Below are 18144 nucleotides of genomic sequence, written 5' to 3'. Positions count from 1 at the left end.
GTCCGGGCGTCTGCTGCCCCAAGGCCGGGCGCCCGGACGGCTCCAACCTCTCAACCCCTCCTCTTGGAAGGACCTTTCATGACCAGCGACAACGTCAACACCGGCGATCCACTCGGGATCGAACCGCCGATCACCGCCGACACCATCGACGTGCTCATCCGAGAGCGGGATGCCCTACTCGGCCGCGTCGACCAGGTGCGCTCCGCCGCCGACCAGGAGATCGCCTTGCTGAAGGACCAGGCGCGGCAGTTCGACTGGCTCGTCCGCGTCGCTCAGCAGCGGCGTGCCCCCGCTGGCCAGGCCGGTCCCGAGCCCCGGAGGTGCGGTTGCGGGCGTCTGGCGATCTGGAGGCCCGGGTTCGGCTACTACCACGACGTGGACGGTCAGCAAGTCCCGGCCGGTGACGCGTGCAAAGCTCCCCCTCTGCCCGTCGTTGCCCAGCCGGCTCGACTCCCCGAGGCCCCGGCCGCATGAACAGCAAGCCCATGCTGACCGTCAACCCGGACGGCAGCGCCGACCTGGCCGTGATCGACTACGACGCCTGGCCTGGCCCGTACTGGTACGTCGTTGTGGACGACACACCTGTCTGCCCAGACCGGCCGTTGCCACTGCCGTACGCGATGCACGAGTTCCAGCGGTACGCCCAGGAGGCGATCGACGGCAAGACCGGCGAGGTTGTCGAGGTGGCCCAATGCACCGACGAGGACCTGAGCTGGGTCGGAGTCCCCGTGACGGGAGCTGGCGAATGAGCCGCTACGACGACAATACGGGCCTGTGGGGCTGCGGCCTGATCATCCTTCTGGTTATCGGTGCCCTGGTCTTCGGCGTGGTCAAGCTCAGCACTGACCGGGTGGAGACGATCACAGTCAAGGACAAGGAGCGAGTCTGCTCCGGCGCCTCCTCCTGCCAATACCTCGTCTGGGACACCGACGGCGAAGTGTACGAGAACGCCGACACGATCTTGGCGGGAAAGTTCGACAGCTCCACGCTGTACGGCGCGCTGGAGGAAGGCCACACCTACCGGGTGAAGGTCAACGGCTGGCGCATCCCTCTCTTCTCCTGGTACCCGAACATTCTCAGCATCGAAAGCGAGATCACCAAGTGACCGCAGCGACCCTCGCCGCTCACAACACTCTCCGCCGCGACGCCGCTGCCACCCTGCGCCAGCTCGGCTGGATCCAGGGCGACTACATCAAGAAGCGCGGCTTCCTGCCCCGCCACGTCCGGCCGGTGTGCATGGTCGAGGCGATCGGCCGCGCAGCCGGGCTGCCTCCGGCGGCGCTCGGCCGCGCCAAGAGGCCCAGCGATCCTGACATGGCCGAGAAGTGGGACACCGCTCAGGACCTCATCGGGGAGATCTCGACGTTCCTCGGCCGGAACCCGCAGAGCGCGGGTCTCACGCCGCGGGCGTGGCTGACGAACTGGAACGACCGCAAGGGCCGAGCACTGGACGAGGTCCTGGCGGCGCTCGAAGGCGAGGCCAGCCAGTGACCTCGCTCGACACGGCCACGATCCGCCGCAAAACGGCAGACATCCTGCGCCAGCGCGGCTGGATCAAGGACGACTACCTCGCCGACTCGGGTAACCCTGGGCGATGCTCGCTGTGTCTCGTCGAGGCGATCGGCCAGGCGGCGGGTTTGCCACCGCGGGCCTTGAGCCTCGGCAGCAGGCCCCGGATGCAGGAGGCCAACCCCAATCTCTCTGACCAGTTCGCAGCGGCTGATAACACGATCGACGAGCTCGCCGCCGCGTTGGGCCGCAAGCCGTCGAACGTTCAGCCCCCGAGGGACTGGCTCATGGACTGGAACGACGACGAAGGCCGCGTCTTCGACGACGTCTTGGCTGCGCTCGAAGCGGGCGAGGTCACCCAGTGACAAGCCTGCCAACCTGGATGAAGCGGCCAACCTGGCAGAAGGCATTCGGCCTCGGCCTCGTCGCGGGACTGACCGTGTTGTCATTCGTCAACGCGGGCGTGTTCTCGTTCATCACGGCGCTGGTGGCCTTCCTCGTCGGCACCATGCTCGGCCTGGTCGTCGGCACCGAGGGCGGCCGCCGCGACAGCGCCAGGCGGATCGAGATGCTGGAGCAGCAGTACGAACACGCCCTGAAGACCGCGCAGACAGCTGTGCGGGGCCAGGCAGAGATGACCGAACGGCTGCGCCGCACCGAGGGGGACCTGCGCGCAGCGCACGCCGATCAGGCACGACTCCGGGCACAGCTTGACGGTCTCGACCAGACCGCCGACCTGACCGAACTGGACCGGCTAGACCAGGTAGCAGCGGAGGCTCAGCCACAGCCGTGATCGACCTGATCAGCAAGGCCGCGGACCTGGCCTGGAGCGCCATTCTGCCCGTGGTCGGCATGCTCACCATGCTGGCCGCGGGCGGGGTGTTCTGGTTCGCCTGGTCCTCACACCGGAAGGACCAGCGCCGCGCCCGGGCCCGTCGCGACGAGCGGGCCTGGACGCACACGCCGGACGCTGTCCGCGGCCCTGCTGGTCTGCCGCTCTGGCTCGATTTCGTCCGCGACCACGACCTCCACAAGATCCAACCGAAGGAAGACGAGTGACACCAACCCGCCCCTACGTGGTCGGCCTCGACCTGGCCGCCGAGCAGTCCGGGCTCGCGCTCCCGGACGGCACCACCGAAACCATCATCGCGCTGAAGGCGAAGGGTAGGCGTACCCTGACCGACGACCTTGCCCGCATAGACCGCATCCAGGCCCACGTCCACGATGTGCTGTTCCGGCTCAAGCCCGACATGCTCGTGCTGGAGGACTACGCGGCCGGGATGCACTCTGCGGCTGCACATCGACTCGCCGAGATCAGCGGCAGCATTCGGCTTGCCTGCTGGCGCTCCGGAGTGAAGCTCGCGCTGGTCAACGTGATGCACCTCAAGATCTACGCGACCGGCAGCGGCAAGGCGACGAAGAGCCAGATGGCCACGGCCGCGCTCAAGCGAGCCGGCTTGGAGTTCCCCACCGAGGATGAGTGCGACGCCGCATGGGCGCGCTGGCTCGGCCTCGACCTGCTTGGACACCCACAATTCCCGCTCCCGGACTTGCACCGGCGTGTCCTGAAGGACGTCAAGATCGCCGAGCGGGTGGCGGCATGACCCGCCTGATCGCCCTGCTGGCCATGGTGGCCGTGACCCTCGTCGTGTCCGCGCGGATCTACCAGGATCACGGCGTCGTGCCCGGCCTGATCGTGCTCGCCATCGGTCTGATCATTTTCGTGCTGCCCCCTTACTACCGCCTGATGGGCCTCACCTCCCACGACGACGAAACCAAGGGCTGATGGGCCAGCCCAACGCAGACGAGGAGCTCGGCGAATCCGTGATCGTTGACGGCGAGGTTGTCGGCTATCAACCTCCGCTCCCAGAACCTGAGGAACCACCACATGAACGCACCTGTCGACGTGCACGGCACAAAGCGTAAGCGGAAACGCAAACGAAGAATGCTGGCACGCCGGACCGCGATCTGGTCCCTCGACGGCACCACCCTGCTGGCCGCGATCGAGGGCCCGGTCACCCCCGACGACGTGGAGGCCGCGCGGCTGCTCGCCCTCCGCGCCACGCAGAGAACGACTTGACCAGCAGGAGGACCCATGTCCGTCACCGCAGCCGACGTCATCGGCGAGGTGCTCGACCGAGATGGAAGCCCGGACGAGGTGCTGGCCGCGCTCAACAAGGCCGGGATCGCCGTCCTCGAACCACTGGGCAAGCTGGAGCCGCAGTGGCTGCCGACCACCAGGTACGGCCTGCAACTGATGCGGCACGCCGCCCGCCTCACGGCCGAGGGCCGGACCTGCGAGGAGATCGCAGCCGAGCTGAACAAGAGCAAACGGTCGGTGCAGCGCTACCTCGCCGCCGCGACGCATTATGGGCTGCTCAATGCCCAGCCCCGCCGGAGGGCGCGATGAACGCCGCGGCGCAGCGGCGCGCGATCTCGGAGGCTGTGGCGGAGCTTGCGCGTCGTGTGTACCAGCGGGACCAGCTCCCGTCGGATGAGCGTCCGGACCCACGCGCGTTCGCGGCAGAGGTCGTCACGGACATGCATGGCCACGGCTGGCGGCTCACCAACGCCGGCCGGCGAAGCCCGTGGGTCTCTACGCCCATCCGCGACAACACCGCCACCACAGTGCGCGGCGCCGCTCTGGCCCGGCAGTTACTCGAGCGCGGCCGCGACGACACCGACGACGAGAAGGAACACCCGTGATCGACGGCAAGGTGCCTTTCGACCAGCACGGCAGCCTCATCCGTGACCCCGGCCTGGTGCCCGACGACATAGAAATCCAGTGGGCTGAGCCCAAGCCGTTCGAGGCGCGGCTGCGCCTGGCCAAGACCAAGACCGCGATCGGATACGGCAAGTACGTCACCTGGGCCGAGGTCCACGGGATCCGCCGCTTCCCCATGGCTATCGAGGACCTGATGCCGGTCGTGCGCGGGACGCTCATTGACCACGGCGTGGTCGAAGCCTTCTGGATCCCGAAGATGCGGCGCGGCCGGCGCGGCGACGAGTACGGCATCGCGCTATTGCCCAAGAAGCGGTTCCTGGAGCAGGAAGAGCACTCCGAGGAAACCCCCGACGATGATGACGTTTGACGAGACCGTGATCTACAACGCGGTCGGGCCGTCGCTGGCCAAGACCAGCGACTGGCTGAAGTTCACGGCCCGACGCAACCTCGCCCGGGACGTCCTGGCGGCGCTGAAGGCCAACAACCTGATGGTCATCCCCGCGCATGCGGTGGCCAGGCTGCGCGCCGACGAGCGAGAGCGCGCTGCCGCGCTCGTCCTCGACGTGCTTGCCTCACCCGGCGCCGAGCTCACACCCAAAGTTCAGACCCTGATGGACCGCATCCGGAAGGATAACCCGTGACCGCCCCTCAATTGCTCAAGCGAGCCTCCATCCGTCTGCTCGTTCGCGTCGCCGCCGAGAATCAGGGCGACGGCGTAGTGTTCCGCCCGGCGGGCCTCGGCCGCCTTGTGCTCGACGGTGCCGACTACGCCGTCGCACGTGAAACGTTCCGCGTGCCGTCCGAGCATCGCCTACTCGACGTCGAGTACCCGGAGCCCGGCGTGTGGAAGGTACGCATCACCCAGGCCGGCCACGATTACCTCGCCCGGTATGAGGCTCGCCGCCCGGCCGCGCTCAAGGCAGACAACTGATGGGCTGCATAGGCCATCTGTCCGCCGGACCTACTCAAGGAGCCAGCGGCACGACGGTGACCAGTGGAACACTTCATCGCTGGCTGCCCCTCAACGTCGACAAGTATATAGAGTTATCGAGACTTCTCGTAGTCGTCGATGATTCTAAGAAGGTTCTTAGCTTCCTCTTTGCTCTGTGACATTTCGGAAGAGGTTGGGAACTTGTCTTCGCCATGAACGATTGAATTGCGCAACATCAGAAGGCTGCGAAAGCAGCGGACATCTCTGCTAGTCCAGACACCTTCTCGCTCAAGCAAGATTAGAAGCAAGCGCAGACTGGCCGTTGCGGAATTATCGCCAATCATTGATTGGCCCAGTCTTCTAATAGCGCCCTCCAGATTGGTAACTAGTAGGACTAGTTCTCCGGATGAATGGCGCCTTCTCTCTGTAATAGATATCCGATTGCGCAGGATCCATTGACCTGTTGCTGTTCCTAGGATGAACAGAGATATTCCCGTGATGAAACCGGCTCCGACTACTTCTGGCCTGGACTCAGCGTTAACTTGCGAGGAGATGACATAGGACAAAAGCACAAGTCCCAAGAGAACAAGTGCCACTATGAGAGCACGCCAAACTAGGTAGGAGATTCGATGGCGACGCTCATGGGAGGCGATACGCTCGACAGCCAGCCGGCTCAGTGCAACTTCGATGTCTGCGGGCTTGATGCTTGAGGACGGTGACTTACCTCGTTGTGATCGCTCCGCTTCCTCTAGTATCCGGATGCGGACATATTTAATCGCATCTTCTAGAGTTTCTTGTGCCGCATCTGATACTCGTGGCATCTCTTCTCCCGGGGGATCGGGGAAACCGCTGGCAGCGCTATTCACTGTTTCCTCCACGTGAGGATTAAGCTAATAACCTGGGAAGCGGTAGCTGCAATAAAGAGAATGACAAAAGCCACCCATTGCCAAGTACTATTCAGATAGCTTCCAAAAACTCCTGCCACTATAGCGAGACAGAAAGATGCTGACTGCAAGGTCACCGTGTACTTGCGGTCAGGGCCGCGGGGCACGAGGTCTATCGCAGGGCTGCGAATCACCTTGTTGGCCTTGACGACCATGCTCGAAATGATCTCCCGTCCTCTAAGATCCTGCTCGCGGCTCCCCTCCTCCAGCCTCATGGTCTCACGAGCGAGGTCATCCGCAAAGCGCTGAACATACAAGGCTACCTGATCTTCAGCTGGCTTAGTGCATCCATCCATATTGACAGAAACGCTGAAGGTTATCACCTGATCATGCGAAGCCGACATATCGTCAGATATCGCATCAATCGGTGCATGGGGCCCTGGGTCCAGCTCCCCACCTTTAGTCATGCAACACCTCACCTTGACCAGTGACTTGCGGAGAGAGTACCGATTACCGGCCGAGTATGTCGTAAAGGTTGGCCAAATCGTTTCCTTGGCAGCGTCAAACATGACATTGAAGGCAATATTAGTTCAAATAGATAATTATGGACAAAGTGATATTATTCGGAAGATGGGTTTTGGGCTGGCCGGCGCACTAGTGCTAAGCACCAAAGCCTAGCCATGTAATGATCGAGAAAGAGTGATGGTTGCCGATGTGTGCATACATCGGGTCAATCGGATTGCCTGAAACAAATGATCAAGAAGCGCATTTGTTCCCCTCGGGCGATCTTCTACGTGCAGCATCAGGACACATTGGCTCACGATCACGTAAGAGACGTTGAGCTCTGAGAGTGACACTCGCAGGTCGCGCGACATAGAGCATGCATCCCACCAGCTCATGCCAGGTCGGAGCAAGGAGCCCGGCCTGCTGGCTGACTCGTCGCCCAACCGGGTGACAACCTGAGTGGCACCCGAGGTGCTGCGGCGTGCCCACCTGTGCACAGCCACGCACGTCGCCAACTGCTGCGGCCAGGGCAAACGCCAGATCTCATGCCTGTCATTGTTGCTTCACACAGAAGAGATCACCTGCGCACCCGGACGACCGCGCGGCGGACGAACGATTCAAGGAGGTGGGCGAAGCGTTGGACGTGTTATCCGACCCGAGCCGACGACAAGCCTACGACCTGACGGGGCGCCGGCAGGCCGAGGCCGCAATGAAGCGGTCATGCCAGCAGTTGAGTAGATAGCGGTGGTTAGCACTGGGTTCGGACTCGGTTAGTAACCTTCCTCAGCAACACTGCGGCAGGCATGATCGGTGGCACGCGACCCCCTGGCCAGGAGCGCAGGTCACATAACGACGCATATGGTGGGGGCTCGACCACTTCCCTCGGTGGGCGGGTCCCCGCTTCATGTTCAGGAAGGGAAGGGCAGCGCTCGATGCCGTGGGTTCGTGTCGATGATCAGTTCCCCATGCACCGGAAGGTACGGCCGCTGTCAGACAAGGCGTTCCGGCTGTACGTCAGTGCGTTGTGCTGGGCGAACGCCAACCTGACGGACGGCGCGATCCGGACTCATGAGATCACGTACGTGAGCGACGTGAGCAGTCCGAGACGGTACGCGCGTGAGCTTTGCGACGCTGGTTTGTGGTCTAAAACCAATGAGGGTTGGCAGATTAACGACTACCTCGAATATCAAGCTTCCGCGATCAAGATTCGTGAGGAGCGCGCGAACAAACGTGCACGTCAAGAGCGGTGGCTTGACCGGAAGAGGCAGGAGAAGGAACCTCAGCGAGACGCGTCTCAAGATGCGTCGCGAGACGAGTCTGGAGACGCTGCCCCAATCCCATCCCACCCCATCCCATCCCACGTAGACATCTCTAGTCAGTCATCTATCCCGCCGTACCCCCTACGCGACCAGGACGACGACCGGACAGACGGACAGGATTTTTCCGAGGTCGACGAGATGGTCAAGCGCGAACTCGCTCCGCTCGCCGCGCAGCCCATCACAGACCAACAAGCCGCCCACATCAGGCGAACCATCCTCGGCCGCGCCCGCACCACCGTGAAAAACCCCACGAGGTACGTCCAACGCGCACTCCGCGCCAACCCCCACGAACACCTACCCCAACCCGAACCACTCCCCGGAACACACCGAGGCGTAGGCCGCATGTGCCCCCACCACCCGTTCATGCCCGAACCCTGCAGAGCCTGCGCCGCCGACCGCCTCGCCGCAGACTGACCAGCACCACATGAGACCCGTCACCGACACACCACGCCAGACACCACCTGGCCGTCGATGACGGGTTTTCGCATGCGCACCACCAGCACACACCAACGGACACACAGACCAGACCACCGTCAAAAGACACGTCATAGTCCACACAGACGCACGAACACCACCACACCAGAACACAGAGACGACACCAACACCAGAAGCTCTCACGCGCGACCACAGCACACCGACCAGCACCAACACGACCACCCCCCACAACAACCCAGAGCCGGACGTTGCCGGCGGCGGGCCGGAAAGTCGGTGGCGGTGTGCTTCGACGTGGCGCGGACCGTTGCTTTAGCTAACTATTTTCAATGCTAATGAAGTTATGTAGTCGTAATATTCATGCAGAGATTATGAATATTTACGACGAGTCAATAACGAGCACTTGACACCATGTTATGCGTATAACAGGCTTCCGATCATGCAGATTCGATCACTGACCAGAGCGGCCGGGGGCGCGCTAGCAAGCGCCTCACTCGCTGCCGCGCTGGTCATCGCAGCAGGAAGGGCGGCACCCGACTTGTTCGGAATCCCCGCCATGATCGCCGACCCGCCGACCGCGTGCCCGACGACAGAACCGCCGGTGCAGTGCATCATCGGCCCGCAGGGTCCGGCAGGTCCCCAGGGTCCGCAGGGCATCCCCGGTCCTACCGGTCCCCAGGGTTCCCGGGGTCCGGACGGTTCGCCCGGACCGCAGGGTTCCAAAGGTGACCAAGGTCCGCAGGGTTCGAAGGGTGAGACCGGTCCTCAGGGTCCGGCGGGTCCCCAGGGTCCGCAGGGGCTCCAGGGTGAGGCTGGCCCGACTGGTCCCGCAGGATCTCCCGGTCCGGTCGGCCCTACCGGCGCGCAGGGCAACCCTGGCATGCCCGGCAGGGACGGCACGAACGCGACTGCCACGGCCACGCCCAGCAAGAGCGCATCCAGCACGCGCCGCCCGTCCCAGACGCCGAGCGACACCCCCGCCGGGGGCAAGCCTGGCGCTGCGATCAACGCCGACACCGCAGCCAATGACGCCCCCGCGTCGTGGTTCGTGCGCTGGCTGATCGTCGGCGGAGCGCTCGCGCTCGCAGCCTTACTGCTCTGGTGGTACGCGCGGCGACGCAAAGCCGAAGCCGACGCGGCCAATTCCGTAAGCGGCAACGCTGACGGACAGTCCGAGCAGTAACCCCACCAGCCCCCGCTCAACCGAGCGGGGGCACCCCAACCGAAAGGAAAGCAAGATCATGGCTACCAAGCCGACCAGCAAGACCAGCACCACCACCACCGCCACCGACGACGCGCCGACCCCCACCCCCGCCGAACTGCTGGCGGACGCGGTTGCCGACCTTCAGCGCGCGATCGACGGGCACACCAGCAACAACCCGTTCGCGCTGGCCTACCGCCTCACCGGCGCGCGGCTGACGATCGCTGAAGTCGTCGCCATTCGTTCCACCGGAGGCACGATCTACAGCGGCCCGACGCCCGCTGTGTACGCGGCGGCAACGCCGAAGCCGACCGACGAGGAGCGCGCGGCGTGGTACTACGTGCCCGCCCGCGCCGGAGCGGCCGACCGCATCGCGCGCGGTTGTGGCCTGCTGGGGATCACCCCGGATCACGTGCTGGCCACGTGGGCACCGGGCGCATCGGACCTGTCCGCCCTGGCCAAGGCCAAGGACCCGATCACAGAGGCCGAAGCCCTGTCCAAGGCTGCGGAGGTCAAGGCCGCAGAGAAGGCAAAGGCCGAGCGTGAGCGCCTGATCAAGAAGTCGGTTACGGACGCCGCCACGCTCGCGGCCCTCGACCTCGACACTGCGCCCGCGTGGCGTAAGGCCATCACGGCAGGCGCGGATGTGGACGCTCTGACGCTCGCATGGGCGAACGCGAAGCTCACGCCGCCCGCCGACGGCGACGAGCAGGCCAGCGACGCCAAGTAGCACAACCCGCGCGCCCCTGATCGGGGCAGGGGTGCGCACCCCCTATCACCAAGCCCAACGCCACATGGGAGAGACCATGCACAAGACCCAGCAGCAGTTACGCGAGGAAGCCGCCGCCGCCATCGTGGCCACCCTCTCCGCATCGGAGATCTGGCACGGCCACAGGGCCGCGTGCCGAAAGTGCGTCAACCACCTGGAGTGCACCACCTCCTACGAGCTACAGGTGTCCGTCAACCGCGCCAGTCGCGCCAGCGATGACGCCCTGATGGCGTTCATGCCCCCAAACAGCTACGTGGAATATCACGGCCCCCACGTGCACCAGCACGGCACATGGTGGGTCGCGAGCACATGCCGCAAGTCGCTTTACACCACGTTCCTCCTGCGTCGCCCGAACGCCGAGATCATCGACAACGTGCCGCTTGCCGACGTGCGCAAGGCATTCGAGCCGGAACCGCGCGGCATGCTGGCAGCCGTCCGGGAGTCAGCCGCAGAGATCAGCGCGCTACTCGCCACGTGCGGATATGTGCTGGCCACCCACGTGGACTACGACGAGCACAAGCGCGTGACCGTCATGTATGACGCGCCAGTGTTCGCCAACATCGAGCGCGAGGCACGGTTCGCGCGCCGCAACGCCACCGGCCAGGCAGCCGAGGACGCCGCCTACATCGTGGCCGCGCTCGCGTCGCTGAAAAACATGACGACCCTTGCCAGGGCCGGAGCGCTCGCGCGGATCGACCAGACGCGCGACACCGCGAAGCGCACACGCGAACGAGTCGCGGCCCGTCCGACCGCGCGACCGCGCGTCTAGCGCACAACACCAAGAAGCCCCGCGCGCCAGCCAGGCGCGCGGGGCTTCCGCACGTCCAAGATTGCCCCCGAGGGCCGGGCCCCCGGAGGCCGGCGGGGCCGGTGTTGGCTTGTTTCACGACGAAAGGAGTTGATCTTGTACTGTGGTGGGTCGTCTCGGGAGGTGGTGTGTGGTGGCTGGTCAGGCGTGTGTGGGGCCGTGCAATGAGGGGTCGCGTGAGGCGTGGGCCGCGTTTCTTGCGGCGCGGGAGGCTCATGCGGACGCGGTGGATCGGTGGGTGCGGGAGGGTGCGAAGGGAGTGCCGCCTGTGGAGCCGGTGGAGCCTTCGTTGTCGTGGCGGCAGGGGGAGCCGTTGGTGTGTGGTCAGTGTCGGGCGACGTGTCGGCGGGCGTTGATCGCGGTGCGTGATTTGGCGGCGGTCCGCGCGGCCGAGTGGGATGGGCTAAGGCCTGCGTCGCGCTGGTCGAGGGTGTCGGGGACGCGTCCGCATGGGAGTCAGTCGCCGGTGGCGGAGCTGCTGGACGAGTTGACGGGGGATCTGCTCAGGTTCGAGGCGGGGTATCTGCGTGCGCGGCGCTGGCCTGAGGCTGCGTCGGCTGGTCGTGGTGCAGAGGCGCGCGGCCGGGCGGTTGCGCTGCTGGTGGAGTATCTGCCTGGGGTGTTGGCGGTGCGGGAGTTGACGGACCTGGTGGATGTGGTGCTGGGTTGGGAGCGCCGGTTGCGGGAGGTGCCGGATTGGACGCCGGCGCGGTGCCGGTGCGGTGAGCGGAATCTCCGCTGGGACGTGAAGGTGGGCTACTTCGTGTGCGGGGCGTGTGGGAACCACGTGTCGGCGGTGGAGGAGCGGGGCCTGGTCGCCGACGAGGCGGGTGCGTGAGATTCTCCGTGTGCGTTCAGGCGCAAGGGGTTACCTGTGTACTGATGTAGGAGACCGGCAGGCGAGTGAAGCCGTCAGAATCGCCAAACTCCGGGCCGTCTGGGTCGATTGGTTTGCTATTAACGTTCGCTGCGAAAGGCCACAGCAAATCGTGCTCGTCGTTCCACACGGCCAGAATGACGGACCGGTTTTGATCGGCCTTAGGAATCTGCACGGATCCTTCGGAGCACGCGCTTAGGACGACCGAGTAGTAGTTGCTGGTGTCCCCCTTCGAGTCGGTCCAGAAGTTCATGAGGACTGTGGCCGGCGTCAAGTTGGCGTTCCGGATGTTGACACGTCCCCTGTCGGTAACGTCGGGGGCATAAGCGCTGACACGCCTGATGAACGCTATGTCCGTCGCAGTGTTGGCTTCCGCTTTGGTCCGGGCTCGTTCCTGCTGGTCTTCGGCGCGCTGCGCCAGGGCGTCGCGCCGCTGCTGTTCGCTGATCTCTAATGCGTTCATGGAGATGATGAACGCTGGGATGGACATGAGTCCGGCGATGACGCTGGTGAGGGCGGCCCACCATTGGACGTTCCAACGGACGTCGCGGAGTCGTCTCGGCCGGGGACGTGCGGCGATTCGAGCGGTGGTGCGGGGGGAGGGGCGGAGTGCGTTGCGAAGGGCGGGGGAGCGTCGCGGTGGCTTTCGTCCCATAGCCCATTGTGTCGTGCAGGCGTTCTTGATCGCGCGCTGGAACGCTCAGTCGCGTGGGAGCGAATACCTGATATGGGGACAGAAGCGTTTTACACCACGGTCGCGCAGGTGTTGCCGACTCTGCTGATCGCCCTAGCAGTGGAGGTCGGGTTCTTGCTGCAGATGCTCTTCAAGGAGAAGAAGAGGCCAGGACGGGCGGAGATGGCTGCGGGGGAAATCGCCAAGTGGGGCGGGGGCTTCATGATACTTGGCCGGATATTCCTGTTTGGTGAGGTGCTATCTCTCGCTGCGATCGCGTTCCGTTGGTTCAACGGATGGACATTTGCCGCGGTTGGATTATGTTTGCTAGTCATGCTTGGTGCAGTGGTCTACATCCCCTCCAAGCGCCTCCTTCGAGCGGATCTCTCATCGGATAGGGATGGGGATGAGGGCTAACGCCTGTGTGCGTTGCGCCAGGTCGTACAGGTGTGTAACACTTTGTGTCGGCAGGTGATCTATGCCTGTCGCACGACTTGGGGTCGTGACCTGCGGAAACTCAAGTGAAGCGCTGAGAGCGCATCTAGCAAGATCACCGTTCCGCCTATCCCCTTCCTCTCGCACATGTGAGATCGCCTGTCAGCGTTGACTACAGCGCTCCTATCTCGCGTGATCGCGTGTCCAGATTCGCCCCGTATGTCCTCGAATGCGACCCATGCGGAGGTGAGACGTGCACCCAGCGACCGCCCGCCAAGCCGCCGACCGGCTCGACCGCGAACCCGGCACCATCCGTCAGTGGGCCCGCCGCTACCAAGCGCGCGCCCTCGGCCGGGCTGGTCGCGAGGTCATCTACGACTTCGACGACCTGGCCACCATCGAGGGTTGCATCTGGCGCGGCGACGATGTACCCCCAACCCCGCAAGCGCGCGACGAGCTCCGCGCCCAGTTCGGCCGCGCCGCCTGAACACGAAAGGTCCCCCTCGTGAAGGTCATGAAGAACAAGCGGATCGTCGGCGCCGAGCGTGCCCAGCTCGCCGCGGCCGTCGCCGAGCGGTATGCCGCCGGCGACTCCGTCCGCGAGATCGCCGAGGCGATCGGCCGGTCATACGGGTTCGTCCACCGGCTCCTCGAGGAGGCGGGCGTGACTCTGCGGCCGCGCGGTGGGAACCGGCGTAAGGCTGCCGCGAGCGTGTAGAAAGCGTTTCGTTCTGGTCCGTTCATGATCAATAAGAGATGGTCATAATGCACGTTATGACCATTGATCGCCTGATAGCGTCGGAGATTCAATCTCCTCGCGAAAAGAGATCACCAATCATGAGCGAAGCGCGCGAACCCGTGGACCACCGGCAGGAAGCGCTCGACGTGCTCGCCGCGGCCAGGAACACCTACGGCGACAGAAGCGACACGCCCAACGCGATCGCCGAACTGATCGCCGACCAGATCCCGGCGATCGTCCACGCGCTGCTGTACGTCGGCGACCAACTCGCCAAGCACGGTGACTCGGAGCGGCAGGCGTGACTGCGGAGCTGGTCCGCGAACCGAGCGAGGGCGGCGGGATCGCATTCCCGCCGACTCTGCTCGGCTACGCCCAGAACCTCACCATGGCCTGGCTGCTGTCGTACGACTCGCCGAATACGCGAGACGCCTACCGCCGGGAGATCGAGCGGTGGTTCGCCTTCTGTACCGAGACCGGCCTCGATCCGCTCCAGGCGCGCAAGGCGCACGGCGACGTGTACAAGCGGTGGCTCGAACTCCAGGTGGGGAAGCCGATCCCCGCGAAGACAATGGCGCGCAGGATCTCGGCGGTGTCGTCGTGGTATGACTACCTGGCGTACGAGGACGCCATCGAGGTCAACCACCTCAAGGGCACTCGCCGGCCAAAGGTGCAGCGCAATCGGAGCGAGACGACCGCGTTGACCCGCGACGAGGCGCACCACCTGGTGGCCGCGGCCGACGCCGACTTCGGGCCGGCCAAACTGCGCACAGCGGCGTTCATCCGGGTCCTGGTCCATACCGGGGTCCGGGTAGAGGAAGCGATCGCGGCCGAGCTCGACGCGCTCGGCTGGGCGCGCGGGGTGCGGACGCTACGGATCGTCGGCAAGGGCGACAAGCCGAAGATCAGGCGTCTGCCGGTGGAGACGGCGTACGCGCTCGACCGGTACCTGGAGGACCGGGCGCGCCGGGCCGGCGTCGAGGTGGCCGACCAGTCGGGGCGGATCTTCGTGACGGACACGGGCGGCCGCTTCTACCGGTCGTCGGCGTCGAAGCTGGTCGAGCGGATCGCCCGCCAGGCCGGAATTGTGGCGAAGGTGACCCCGCATGTGCTGCGGCATACGTGGGCGTCGATCGCGAAGGACCTGGGCGCGTCGCCGAACGACATCAAGGAGGCCCTCGGCCACGAGGACCTGAACACGACGATGCTGTATCTGCACACGGCGAACCAATTGGAAAGAGATCCTTCCCAGTTGGTGGCGTCAGCGCTGGAATAGCGTGGCCGGGGCGCCGCTTGAGCGCCTGATAAGCATGAAGAAGGCCCCCTCGTGCGAGGGGGCCACCCTAGGCGACGGCATCACCCCCCTCGGGGGTGACGGCCTGATCCTTCGTCGCTGCCGGCGTATCGACCGGCGGTGTGCCGTCAGGCGCCTGTTCTAATGCCTTCGACTCTTCCTGTGGCTTCTCTTGGCTCCATCGGACTGAGATTTCTTTCCAAGAGATGCGTACCTCGCCCTCGAGGTGCTTCGCCTTGTGGGCAGCGACCAAGATCGCACAAGCTCCCAGGATCACAAGGAAACACATTGCAACGAGGAGGAACGCACCAACGGGACCTAAGCCCGAGAGCCATGCTCCCGGATTGGTCCCCATGGTTTTCTATCTCAGCCCACTAGCGCAGTGCGGCTAAGCATAGGACCTCCTAACACGTCTTGACGGGGTGGCTGGCTTACCTACTTGCTCAGGCGAAAGGGCTCCGTGGTGGCTGGCCCTCGTGGGGATGCGCCGACTGATCCCATCGACGGCACCACCACCACTACCGGTAGGTCCCCGGTGGGTCGCGTTCCTTCTGCCACCCATTGAGCTACGGGGTTTCAAGTCCACAGCCTGGGTTGGGCAGAAAACATTCCGAATCTTGGTCCGAAATGTTGAGACCAATCATGGCATGCTCCTGCCTTTCAGGAACCGCAGAACATCCAACTCGAAGCGTCCGTTTCGTCATTATGTTGAGGAGGGCTCTAGTGGCGCTGCGCCCTCCATTTCAGTACTACGGCGCCAAGGGCAGGCTCGGGCCCTTCCTGGCCAGCCTGCTGCCCAAGCACGAGGTGTACATCGAACCCTTCGCGGGCAGCGCCGCGGTGTTCTTCGCCAAGGACCCCGCCCAGATCGAGACGATCAACGACATCAACGGCGACCTTGTGTGCTTCATGCGCACCTTGCGCGACCAGCCGCGGGCGCTGATCCGCGCGATCGAGCTGACGCCGTACGCCCGCGCTGAGCACCAGGCTGCCAAGCTCGGCGACACCACGGCATCGGACCTGGAGCGCGCTCGTCGCTGGTGGATCCAGTGCACTCAGAGTCGGAGCGGTGAGGCCGGCGCGTCCTGGCGGCGGCCGACGTCGCGCACCCGCGTGAACAACCCGACCGGCTCGAAGCGCGCCGCCGCGGCGCTGCGCTGGCACGCAGACCGGCTGCGGGAAGCGTTCATCGAGAACTGCGACGCCTTCGAGCTGATCGGCCGCATGGACTCGCCGACGACCGCGATGTACGTAGACCCGCCCTACCTCCGCTCCACGCGGAACGCTTTCGGGTCCGGCCACTACGTCAAGGAAATGGACCGCGAGCCCGAGCACGAACGGCTGCTCCAGCTCCTCGCCGAGTGCAGGAGCACCGTCGTGCTGTCCGGCTACCGCTCGGAGATGTATGACGAACTGCTCGGGAGCTGGCGGCGGATTGACTACCGGGTGCGCGCCGCCAGCTCGGACGAGCGTAGGCATGCTGTCGAGTCGGTGTGGATCAACCGGTAAGCGTGGTTACTCTTCGTTGCCCTCTTTCAGGTTCAGGCCGAGACGCTTACGAAGCCATCGCGCTCCCTGATGGAACATCCAGGCCGTAGGAGCGGTGAGGAGTGCGGACCCCCAGCCCTGCTCGGCCACAACGTCCATCAGGGCCGTCAGCGTCACGAGGCCAATGACTAACCAAGTACGCGCCTCTGAGGAGAGCACCCAGCAGGTTGCGCTGAACAAAGGCTCCAGCGGGCGCCCTGTCGGATTCTTCAATGCACGTCGCATGTGCCATGTTCGGGTTAGCTGTCTCAGAGCGTGATACACCTGCATCGACGTGGTAGCTCGGGCCTGTGCCAGGTCGTAAAGCTCGCTGTAGAGCTCTTCGGCGTAACGTTGCCGATATTCTGCGGGCAGTGCTCGCACCAGCATGCTCACGAGTCCGATTGCTGGTTTCGCGGTATGCGGTGCGGCCGCTGTTGCGCCGAGTGTAGACGCCCAGCCGAGTTCAAGCGCCCATAGTGTCCGAAGACTACCGCTGAGCACCCTGGCATGCTGCGTCGCAATAATGAACTGATAGTGCGTCTCCATAACGGAGTCTGGGCGGTCATGCATGAGGAGCCTGAGCTCCTCAAGGGCCATGTGCATTTCACCTACCGCCCTCGAAGTAGCTGGCTCTGCTCCCGTCGTCACGTATGTGCCTGTACAGAGCATTTGATGCAGGCGAACGACGAGTTCCGCGCTCTCCGTGTAGTGGTTGTGGAGAGCGCTTGCGGATTGATCTTCACGCCCCTTGAGGAGGGTGTCCTCCAGTTTGTAGACCACCAACAAGGCGGAGCGAGGGAAGCTCTCGTGAGTCCTCGCGTTCGGATTCAAATGGCACCCCCGGCAAGCCGCCTTGCCGCACCGCGGAAGCTAGCCATCTTGGCTTCTACCTGAGCGAGCGACTGTCGGGCCTGCTCAATTCCGCCAGAGGTGAGCTTGTAGTACCTGCGGCGAGGTCGGCCTTGCTCATGAGGGTCTGCCTCTTCCCAGCGCGACTCCAGCCACCCGATGCCCTCGAACCTGGCGAGGATCGGGTGAATCGTGCCGGTCGGGAGCCCGGCCGCGGCGCAGATCTCCAGTCCGTACATCTCCCTTGTCGGGTCTTCAAGCAGTGCTCGCAACACGAGTTGCGTGGGGAGCGTCATGCGCGGCCCGGTTTGCTTACCCATACTCTTACTCTACCTAGCCCCTAGGTAGAGAACAACTAACCGGAGAAGTAATGGAGATCAAGCACTACAACCCCACCAACGACATCGTCGAGGCGGTCGAGGTGAACGGCCACGACTTGGACAACATCGTGAAGTGGATCAACGAGAACTCCAAACTGCGCGGCATCGTCGGTCAGACCGCACTGCGCGGCCGCAGCGCGGAGTACATCGACGTGCAGACCCCGGAAGGCATGCGGCGCGCGGCCCTGGGCGACTACATCGTGCACGACGGCAACGGCTCGTTCTGGCCGACGCCGCGGACAATCTTCGAGCGCGGCTACGCCGCGGTGGCCGAGTAGTGCGTATGGC

Annotated in this window: 32 protein-coding genes; 27 read left to right on the top strand and 5 right to left on the bottom strand. The window is 64.5% G+C overall.

Annotation, left to right across the window (positions count from 1 at the left end; translation table 11 throughout):
• Nucleotides 1–78: 78 nt before the first annotated feature.
• The 15 genes from AB0L65_RS20845 (at nt 79) to AB0L65_RS20775 (ending at nt 5165) form a co-directional block, all read left to right on the top strand.
• Nucleotides 79–474: a hypothetical protein gene (locus tag AB0L65_RS20845; protein ID WP_364247758.1), complete on the top strand. Its 396-nt coding sequence runs from the start codon at nt 79–81 to the stop codon at nt 472–474.
• Complete coding sequence (locus AB0L65_RS20840; RefSeq protein WP_364247755.1) at nt 471–749, top strand: hypothetical protein; 279 nt, start codon at nt 471–473, stop codon at nt 747–749. The genes AB0L65_RS20845 and AB0L65_RS20840 overlap by 4 nt, the downstream gene beginning before the upstream one ends.
• Nucleotides 746–1105 carry a hypothetical protein gene (locus tag AB0L65_RS20835; protein ID WP_364247752.1) on the top strand — a complete coding sequence of 120 codons (360 nt, stop codon included), beginning with the start codon at nt 746–748 and terminating at the stop codon, nt 1103–1105. Before AB0L65_RS20840 ends, AB0L65_RS20835 begins: the two co-directional genes overlap by 4 nt.
• A complete protein-coding gene (locus tag AB0L65_RS20830; RefSeq protein WP_364247750.1) occupies nt 1102–1491 on the top strand; it encodes a hypothetical protein in 390 nt (129 codons plus the stop codon). Before AB0L65_RS20835 ends, AB0L65_RS20830 begins: the two co-directional genes overlap by 4 nt.
• Nucleotides 1488–1874 carry a hypothetical protein gene (locus AB0L65_RS20825; RefSeq protein ID WP_364247748.1) on the top strand — a complete coding sequence of 129 codons (387 nt, stop codon included), beginning with the start codon at nt 1488–1490 and terminating at the stop codon, nt 1872–1874. Before AB0L65_RS20830 ends, AB0L65_RS20825 begins: the two co-directional genes overlap by 4 nt.
• Nucleotides 1875–1891: 17 nt before the next feature.
• Nucleotides 1892–2302 (top strand): hypothetical protein, encoded by a 411-nt coding sequence (locus AB0L65_RS20820; RefSeq protein ID WP_364247745.1) that lies wholly within the window; start codon nt 1892–1894, stop codon nt 2300–2302.
• A complete protein-coding gene (locus AB0L65_RS20815; RefSeq protein WP_364247742.1) occupies nt 2299–2568 on the top strand; it encodes a hypothetical protein in 270 nt (89 codons plus the stop codon). The genes AB0L65_RS20820 and AB0L65_RS20815 overlap by 4 nt, the downstream gene beginning before the upstream one ends.
• Nucleotides 2565–3113, top strand: coding sequence for a crossover junction endodeoxyribonuclease RuvC (locus AB0L65_RS20810; protein ID WP_364247739.1), 549 nt, complete (start codon nt 2565–2567; stop codon nt 3111–3113). Before AB0L65_RS20815 ends, AB0L65_RS20810 begins: the two co-directional genes overlap by 4 nt.
• Entirely contained in the window at nt 3110–3295 is a 186-nt protein-coding gene (locus AB0L65_RS20805; RefSeq protein WP_364247736.1) for a hypothetical protein, read from the top strand. The genes AB0L65_RS20810 and AB0L65_RS20805 overlap by 4 nt, the downstream gene beginning before the upstream one ends.
• Before the next feature lie 102 nt (nt 3296–3397).
• On the top strand, nt 3398–3589 hold the full coding sequence (locus AB0L65_RS20800; RefSeq protein ID WP_364247733.1) for a hypothetical protein: 192 nt from the start codon (nt 3398–3400) through the stop codon (nt 3587–3589).
• A 15-nt stretch (nt 3590–3604) separates the two neighbouring features.
• Complete coding sequence (locus AB0L65_RS20795; RefSeq protein ID WP_364247730.1) at nt 3605–3919, top strand: helix-turn-helix domain-containing protein; 315 nt, start codon at nt 3605–3607, stop codon at nt 3917–3919.
• The gene (locus AB0L65_RS20790; protein ID WP_364247728.1) at nt 3916–4215 is read left to right on the top strand and encodes a hypothetical protein; all 300 of its coding nucleotides are present in this window, start codon (nt 3916–3918) and stop codon (nt 4213–4215) included. Before AB0L65_RS20795 ends, AB0L65_RS20790 begins: the two co-directional genes overlap by 4 nt.
• Nucleotides 4212–4601, top strand: coding sequence for a hypothetical protein (locus AB0L65_RS20785; protein ID WP_364247725.1), 390 nt, complete (start codon nt 4212–4214; stop codon nt 4599–4601). Before AB0L65_RS20790 ends, AB0L65_RS20785 begins: the two co-directional genes overlap by 4 nt.
• Nucleotides 4588–4875, top strand: coding sequence for a hypothetical protein (locus tag AB0L65_RS20780; RefSeq protein WP_364247723.1), 288 nt, complete (start codon nt 4588–4590; stop codon nt 4873–4875). The genes AB0L65_RS20785 and AB0L65_RS20780 overlap by 14 nt, the downstream gene beginning before the upstream one ends.
• Entirely contained in the window at nt 4872–5165 is a 294-nt protein-coding gene (locus AB0L65_RS20775) for a hypothetical protein (RefSeq protein WP_364247720.1), read from the top strand. The genes AB0L65_RS20780 and AB0L65_RS20775 overlap by 4 nt, the downstream gene beginning before the upstream one ends.
• Before the next feature lie 113 nt (nt 5166–5278).
• Here AB0L65_RS20775 and AB0L65_RS20770 read toward each other — a convergent pair whose 3' ends face one another.
• Nucleotides 5279–6043: a hypothetical protein gene (locus AB0L65_RS20770; RefSeq protein WP_364247717.1), complete on the bottom strand. Its 765-nt coding sequence runs from the start codon at nt 6041–6043 to the stop codon at nt 5279–5281.
• Nucleotides 6028–6516: a hypothetical protein gene (locus AB0L65_RS20765; RefSeq protein ID WP_364247714.1), complete on the bottom strand. Its 489-nt coding sequence runs from the start codon at nt 6514–6516 to the stop codon at nt 6028–6030. Before AB0L65_RS20765 ends, AB0L65_RS20770 begins: the two co-directional genes overlap by 16 nt.
• 518 nt (nt 6517–7034) lie before the next feature.
• Between AB0L65_RS20765 and AB0L65_RS20760 the strand changes: the two genes are divergently transcribed.
• The 5 genes from AB0L65_RS20760 to AB0L65_RS20740 all read left to right on the top strand — a co-directional run bounded on the left by AB0L65_RS20760 (nt 7035) and on the right by AB0L65_RS20740 (nt 11920).
• Nucleotides 7035–7295, top strand: coding sequence for a DnaJ domain-containing protein (locus tag AB0L65_RS20760; protein ID WP_364247712.1), 261 nt, complete (start codon nt 7035–7037; stop codon nt 7293–7295).
• Nucleotides 7296–9184: 1889 nt separating this feature from the next.
• Complete coding sequence (locus AB0L65_RS20755) at nt 9185–9487, top strand: hypothetical protein (RefSeq protein ID WP_364247709.1); 303 nt, start codon at nt 9185–9187, stop codon at nt 9485–9487.
• A gap of 58 nt (nt 9488–9545) precedes the next feature.
• Nucleotides 9546–10235: a hypothetical protein gene (locus AB0L65_RS20750; RefSeq protein WP_364247707.1), complete on the top strand. Its 690-nt coding sequence runs from the start codon at nt 9546–9548 to the stop codon at nt 10233–10235.
• Nucleotides 10236–10311: 76 nt separating this feature from the next.
• Entirely contained in the window at nt 10312–11043 is a 732-nt protein-coding gene (locus AB0L65_RS20745) for a hypothetical protein (RefSeq protein WP_364247704.1), read from the top strand.
• Between the two features lie 505 nt (nt 11044–11548).
• Nucleotides 11549–11920 (top strand): hypothetical protein, encoded by a 372-nt coding sequence (locus tag AB0L65_RS20740; protein WP_364247701.1) that lies wholly within the window; start codon nt 11549–11551, stop codon nt 11918–11920.
• 16 nt (nt 11921–11936) lie between these two features.
• Here the strand turns inward: AB0L65_RS20740 and AB0L65_RS20735 are convergent, their stop codons facing one another.
• Nucleotides 11937–12449, bottom strand: coding sequence for a hypothetical protein (locus AB0L65_RS20735; protein ID WP_364247698.1), 513 nt, complete (start codon nt 12447–12449; stop codon nt 11937–11939).
• A gap of 237 nt (nt 12450–12686) precedes the next feature.
• Between AB0L65_RS20735 and AB0L65_RS20730 the strand changes: the two genes are divergently transcribed.
• The 6 genes from AB0L65_RS20730 (at nt 12687) to AB0L65_RS20705 (ending at nt 16606) form a co-directional block, all read left to right on the top strand.
• Nucleotides 12687–13049 carry a hypothetical protein gene (locus tag AB0L65_RS20730; RefSeq protein WP_364247695.1) on the top strand — a complete coding sequence of 121 codons (363 nt, stop codon included), beginning with the start codon at nt 12687–12689 and terminating at the stop codon, nt 13047–13049.
• 271 nt (nt 13050–13320) lie between these two features.
• Nucleotides 13321–13554, top strand: coding sequence for a hypothetical protein (locus AB0L65_RS20725; protein WP_364247692.1), 234 nt, complete (start codon nt 13321–13323; stop codon nt 13552–13554).
• Nucleotides 13555–13581: 27 nt separating this feature from the next.
• Entirely contained in the window at nt 13582–13785 is a 204-nt protein-coding gene (locus AB0L65_RS20720; RefSeq protein WP_364248268.1) for a helix-turn-helix domain-containing protein, read from the top strand.
• Between the two features lie 119 nt (nt 13786–13904).
• Nucleotides 13905–14108: a hypothetical protein gene (locus AB0L65_RS20715; protein ID WP_364247690.1), complete on the top strand. Its 204-nt coding sequence runs from the start codon at nt 13905–13907 to the stop codon at nt 14106–14108.
• Entirely contained in the window at nt 14105–15079 is a 975-nt protein-coding gene (locus AB0L65_RS20710; protein WP_364247687.1) for a tyrosine-type recombinase/integrase, read from the top strand. The genes AB0L65_RS20715 and AB0L65_RS20710 overlap by 4 nt, the downstream gene beginning before the upstream one ends.
• A 741-nt stretch (nt 15080–15820) precedes the next feature.
• Nucleotides 15821–16606, top strand: a complete 786-nt coding sequence (locus AB0L65_RS20705) for a DNA adenine methylase (protein WP_364247684.1) — start codon at nt 15821–15823, stop codon at nt 16604–16606.
• 6 nt (nt 16607–16612) lie between these two features.
• On the opposite strand, the gene AB0L65_RS20700 is transcribed toward AB0L65_RS20705, so the two are convergent.
• Both AB0L65_RS20700 and AB0L65_RS20695 read right to left on the bottom strand, forming a co-directional pair.
• Nucleotides 16613–17224: a hypothetical protein gene (locus AB0L65_RS20700; RefSeq protein ID WP_364247681.1), complete on the bottom strand. Its 612-nt coding sequence runs from the start codon at nt 17222–17224 to the stop codon at nt 16613–16615.
• 230 nt (nt 17225–17454) lie between these two features.
• Nucleotides 17455–17796 carry a helix-turn-helix transcriptional regulator gene (locus AB0L65_RS20695; protein WP_364247678.1) on the bottom strand — a complete coding sequence of 114 codons (342 nt, stop codon included), beginning with the start codon at nt 17794–17796 and terminating at the stop codon, nt 17455–17457.
• Nucleotides 17797–17846: 50 nt separating this feature from the next.
• Between AB0L65_RS20695 and AB0L65_RS20690 the strand changes: the two genes are divergently transcribed.
• Nucleotides 17847–18134, top strand: a complete 288-nt coding sequence (locus AB0L65_RS20690; RefSeq protein WP_364247675.1) for a hypothetical protein — start codon at nt 17847–17849, stop codon at nt 18132–18134.
• Nucleotides 18135–18144: the final 10 nt, after the last annotated feature.

The sequence above is a fragment of the Nonomuraea sp. NPDC052116 genome (assembly GCF_040680035.1).
Taxonomy (GTDB): domain Bacteria; phylum Actinomycetota; class Actinomycetes; order Streptosporangiales; family Streptosporangiaceae; genus Nonomuraea; species Nonomuraea angiospora_A.
Note: the sequence above shows the minus strand (reverse complement) of the source record. Positions and strands in the feature narration are given on the sequence as shown.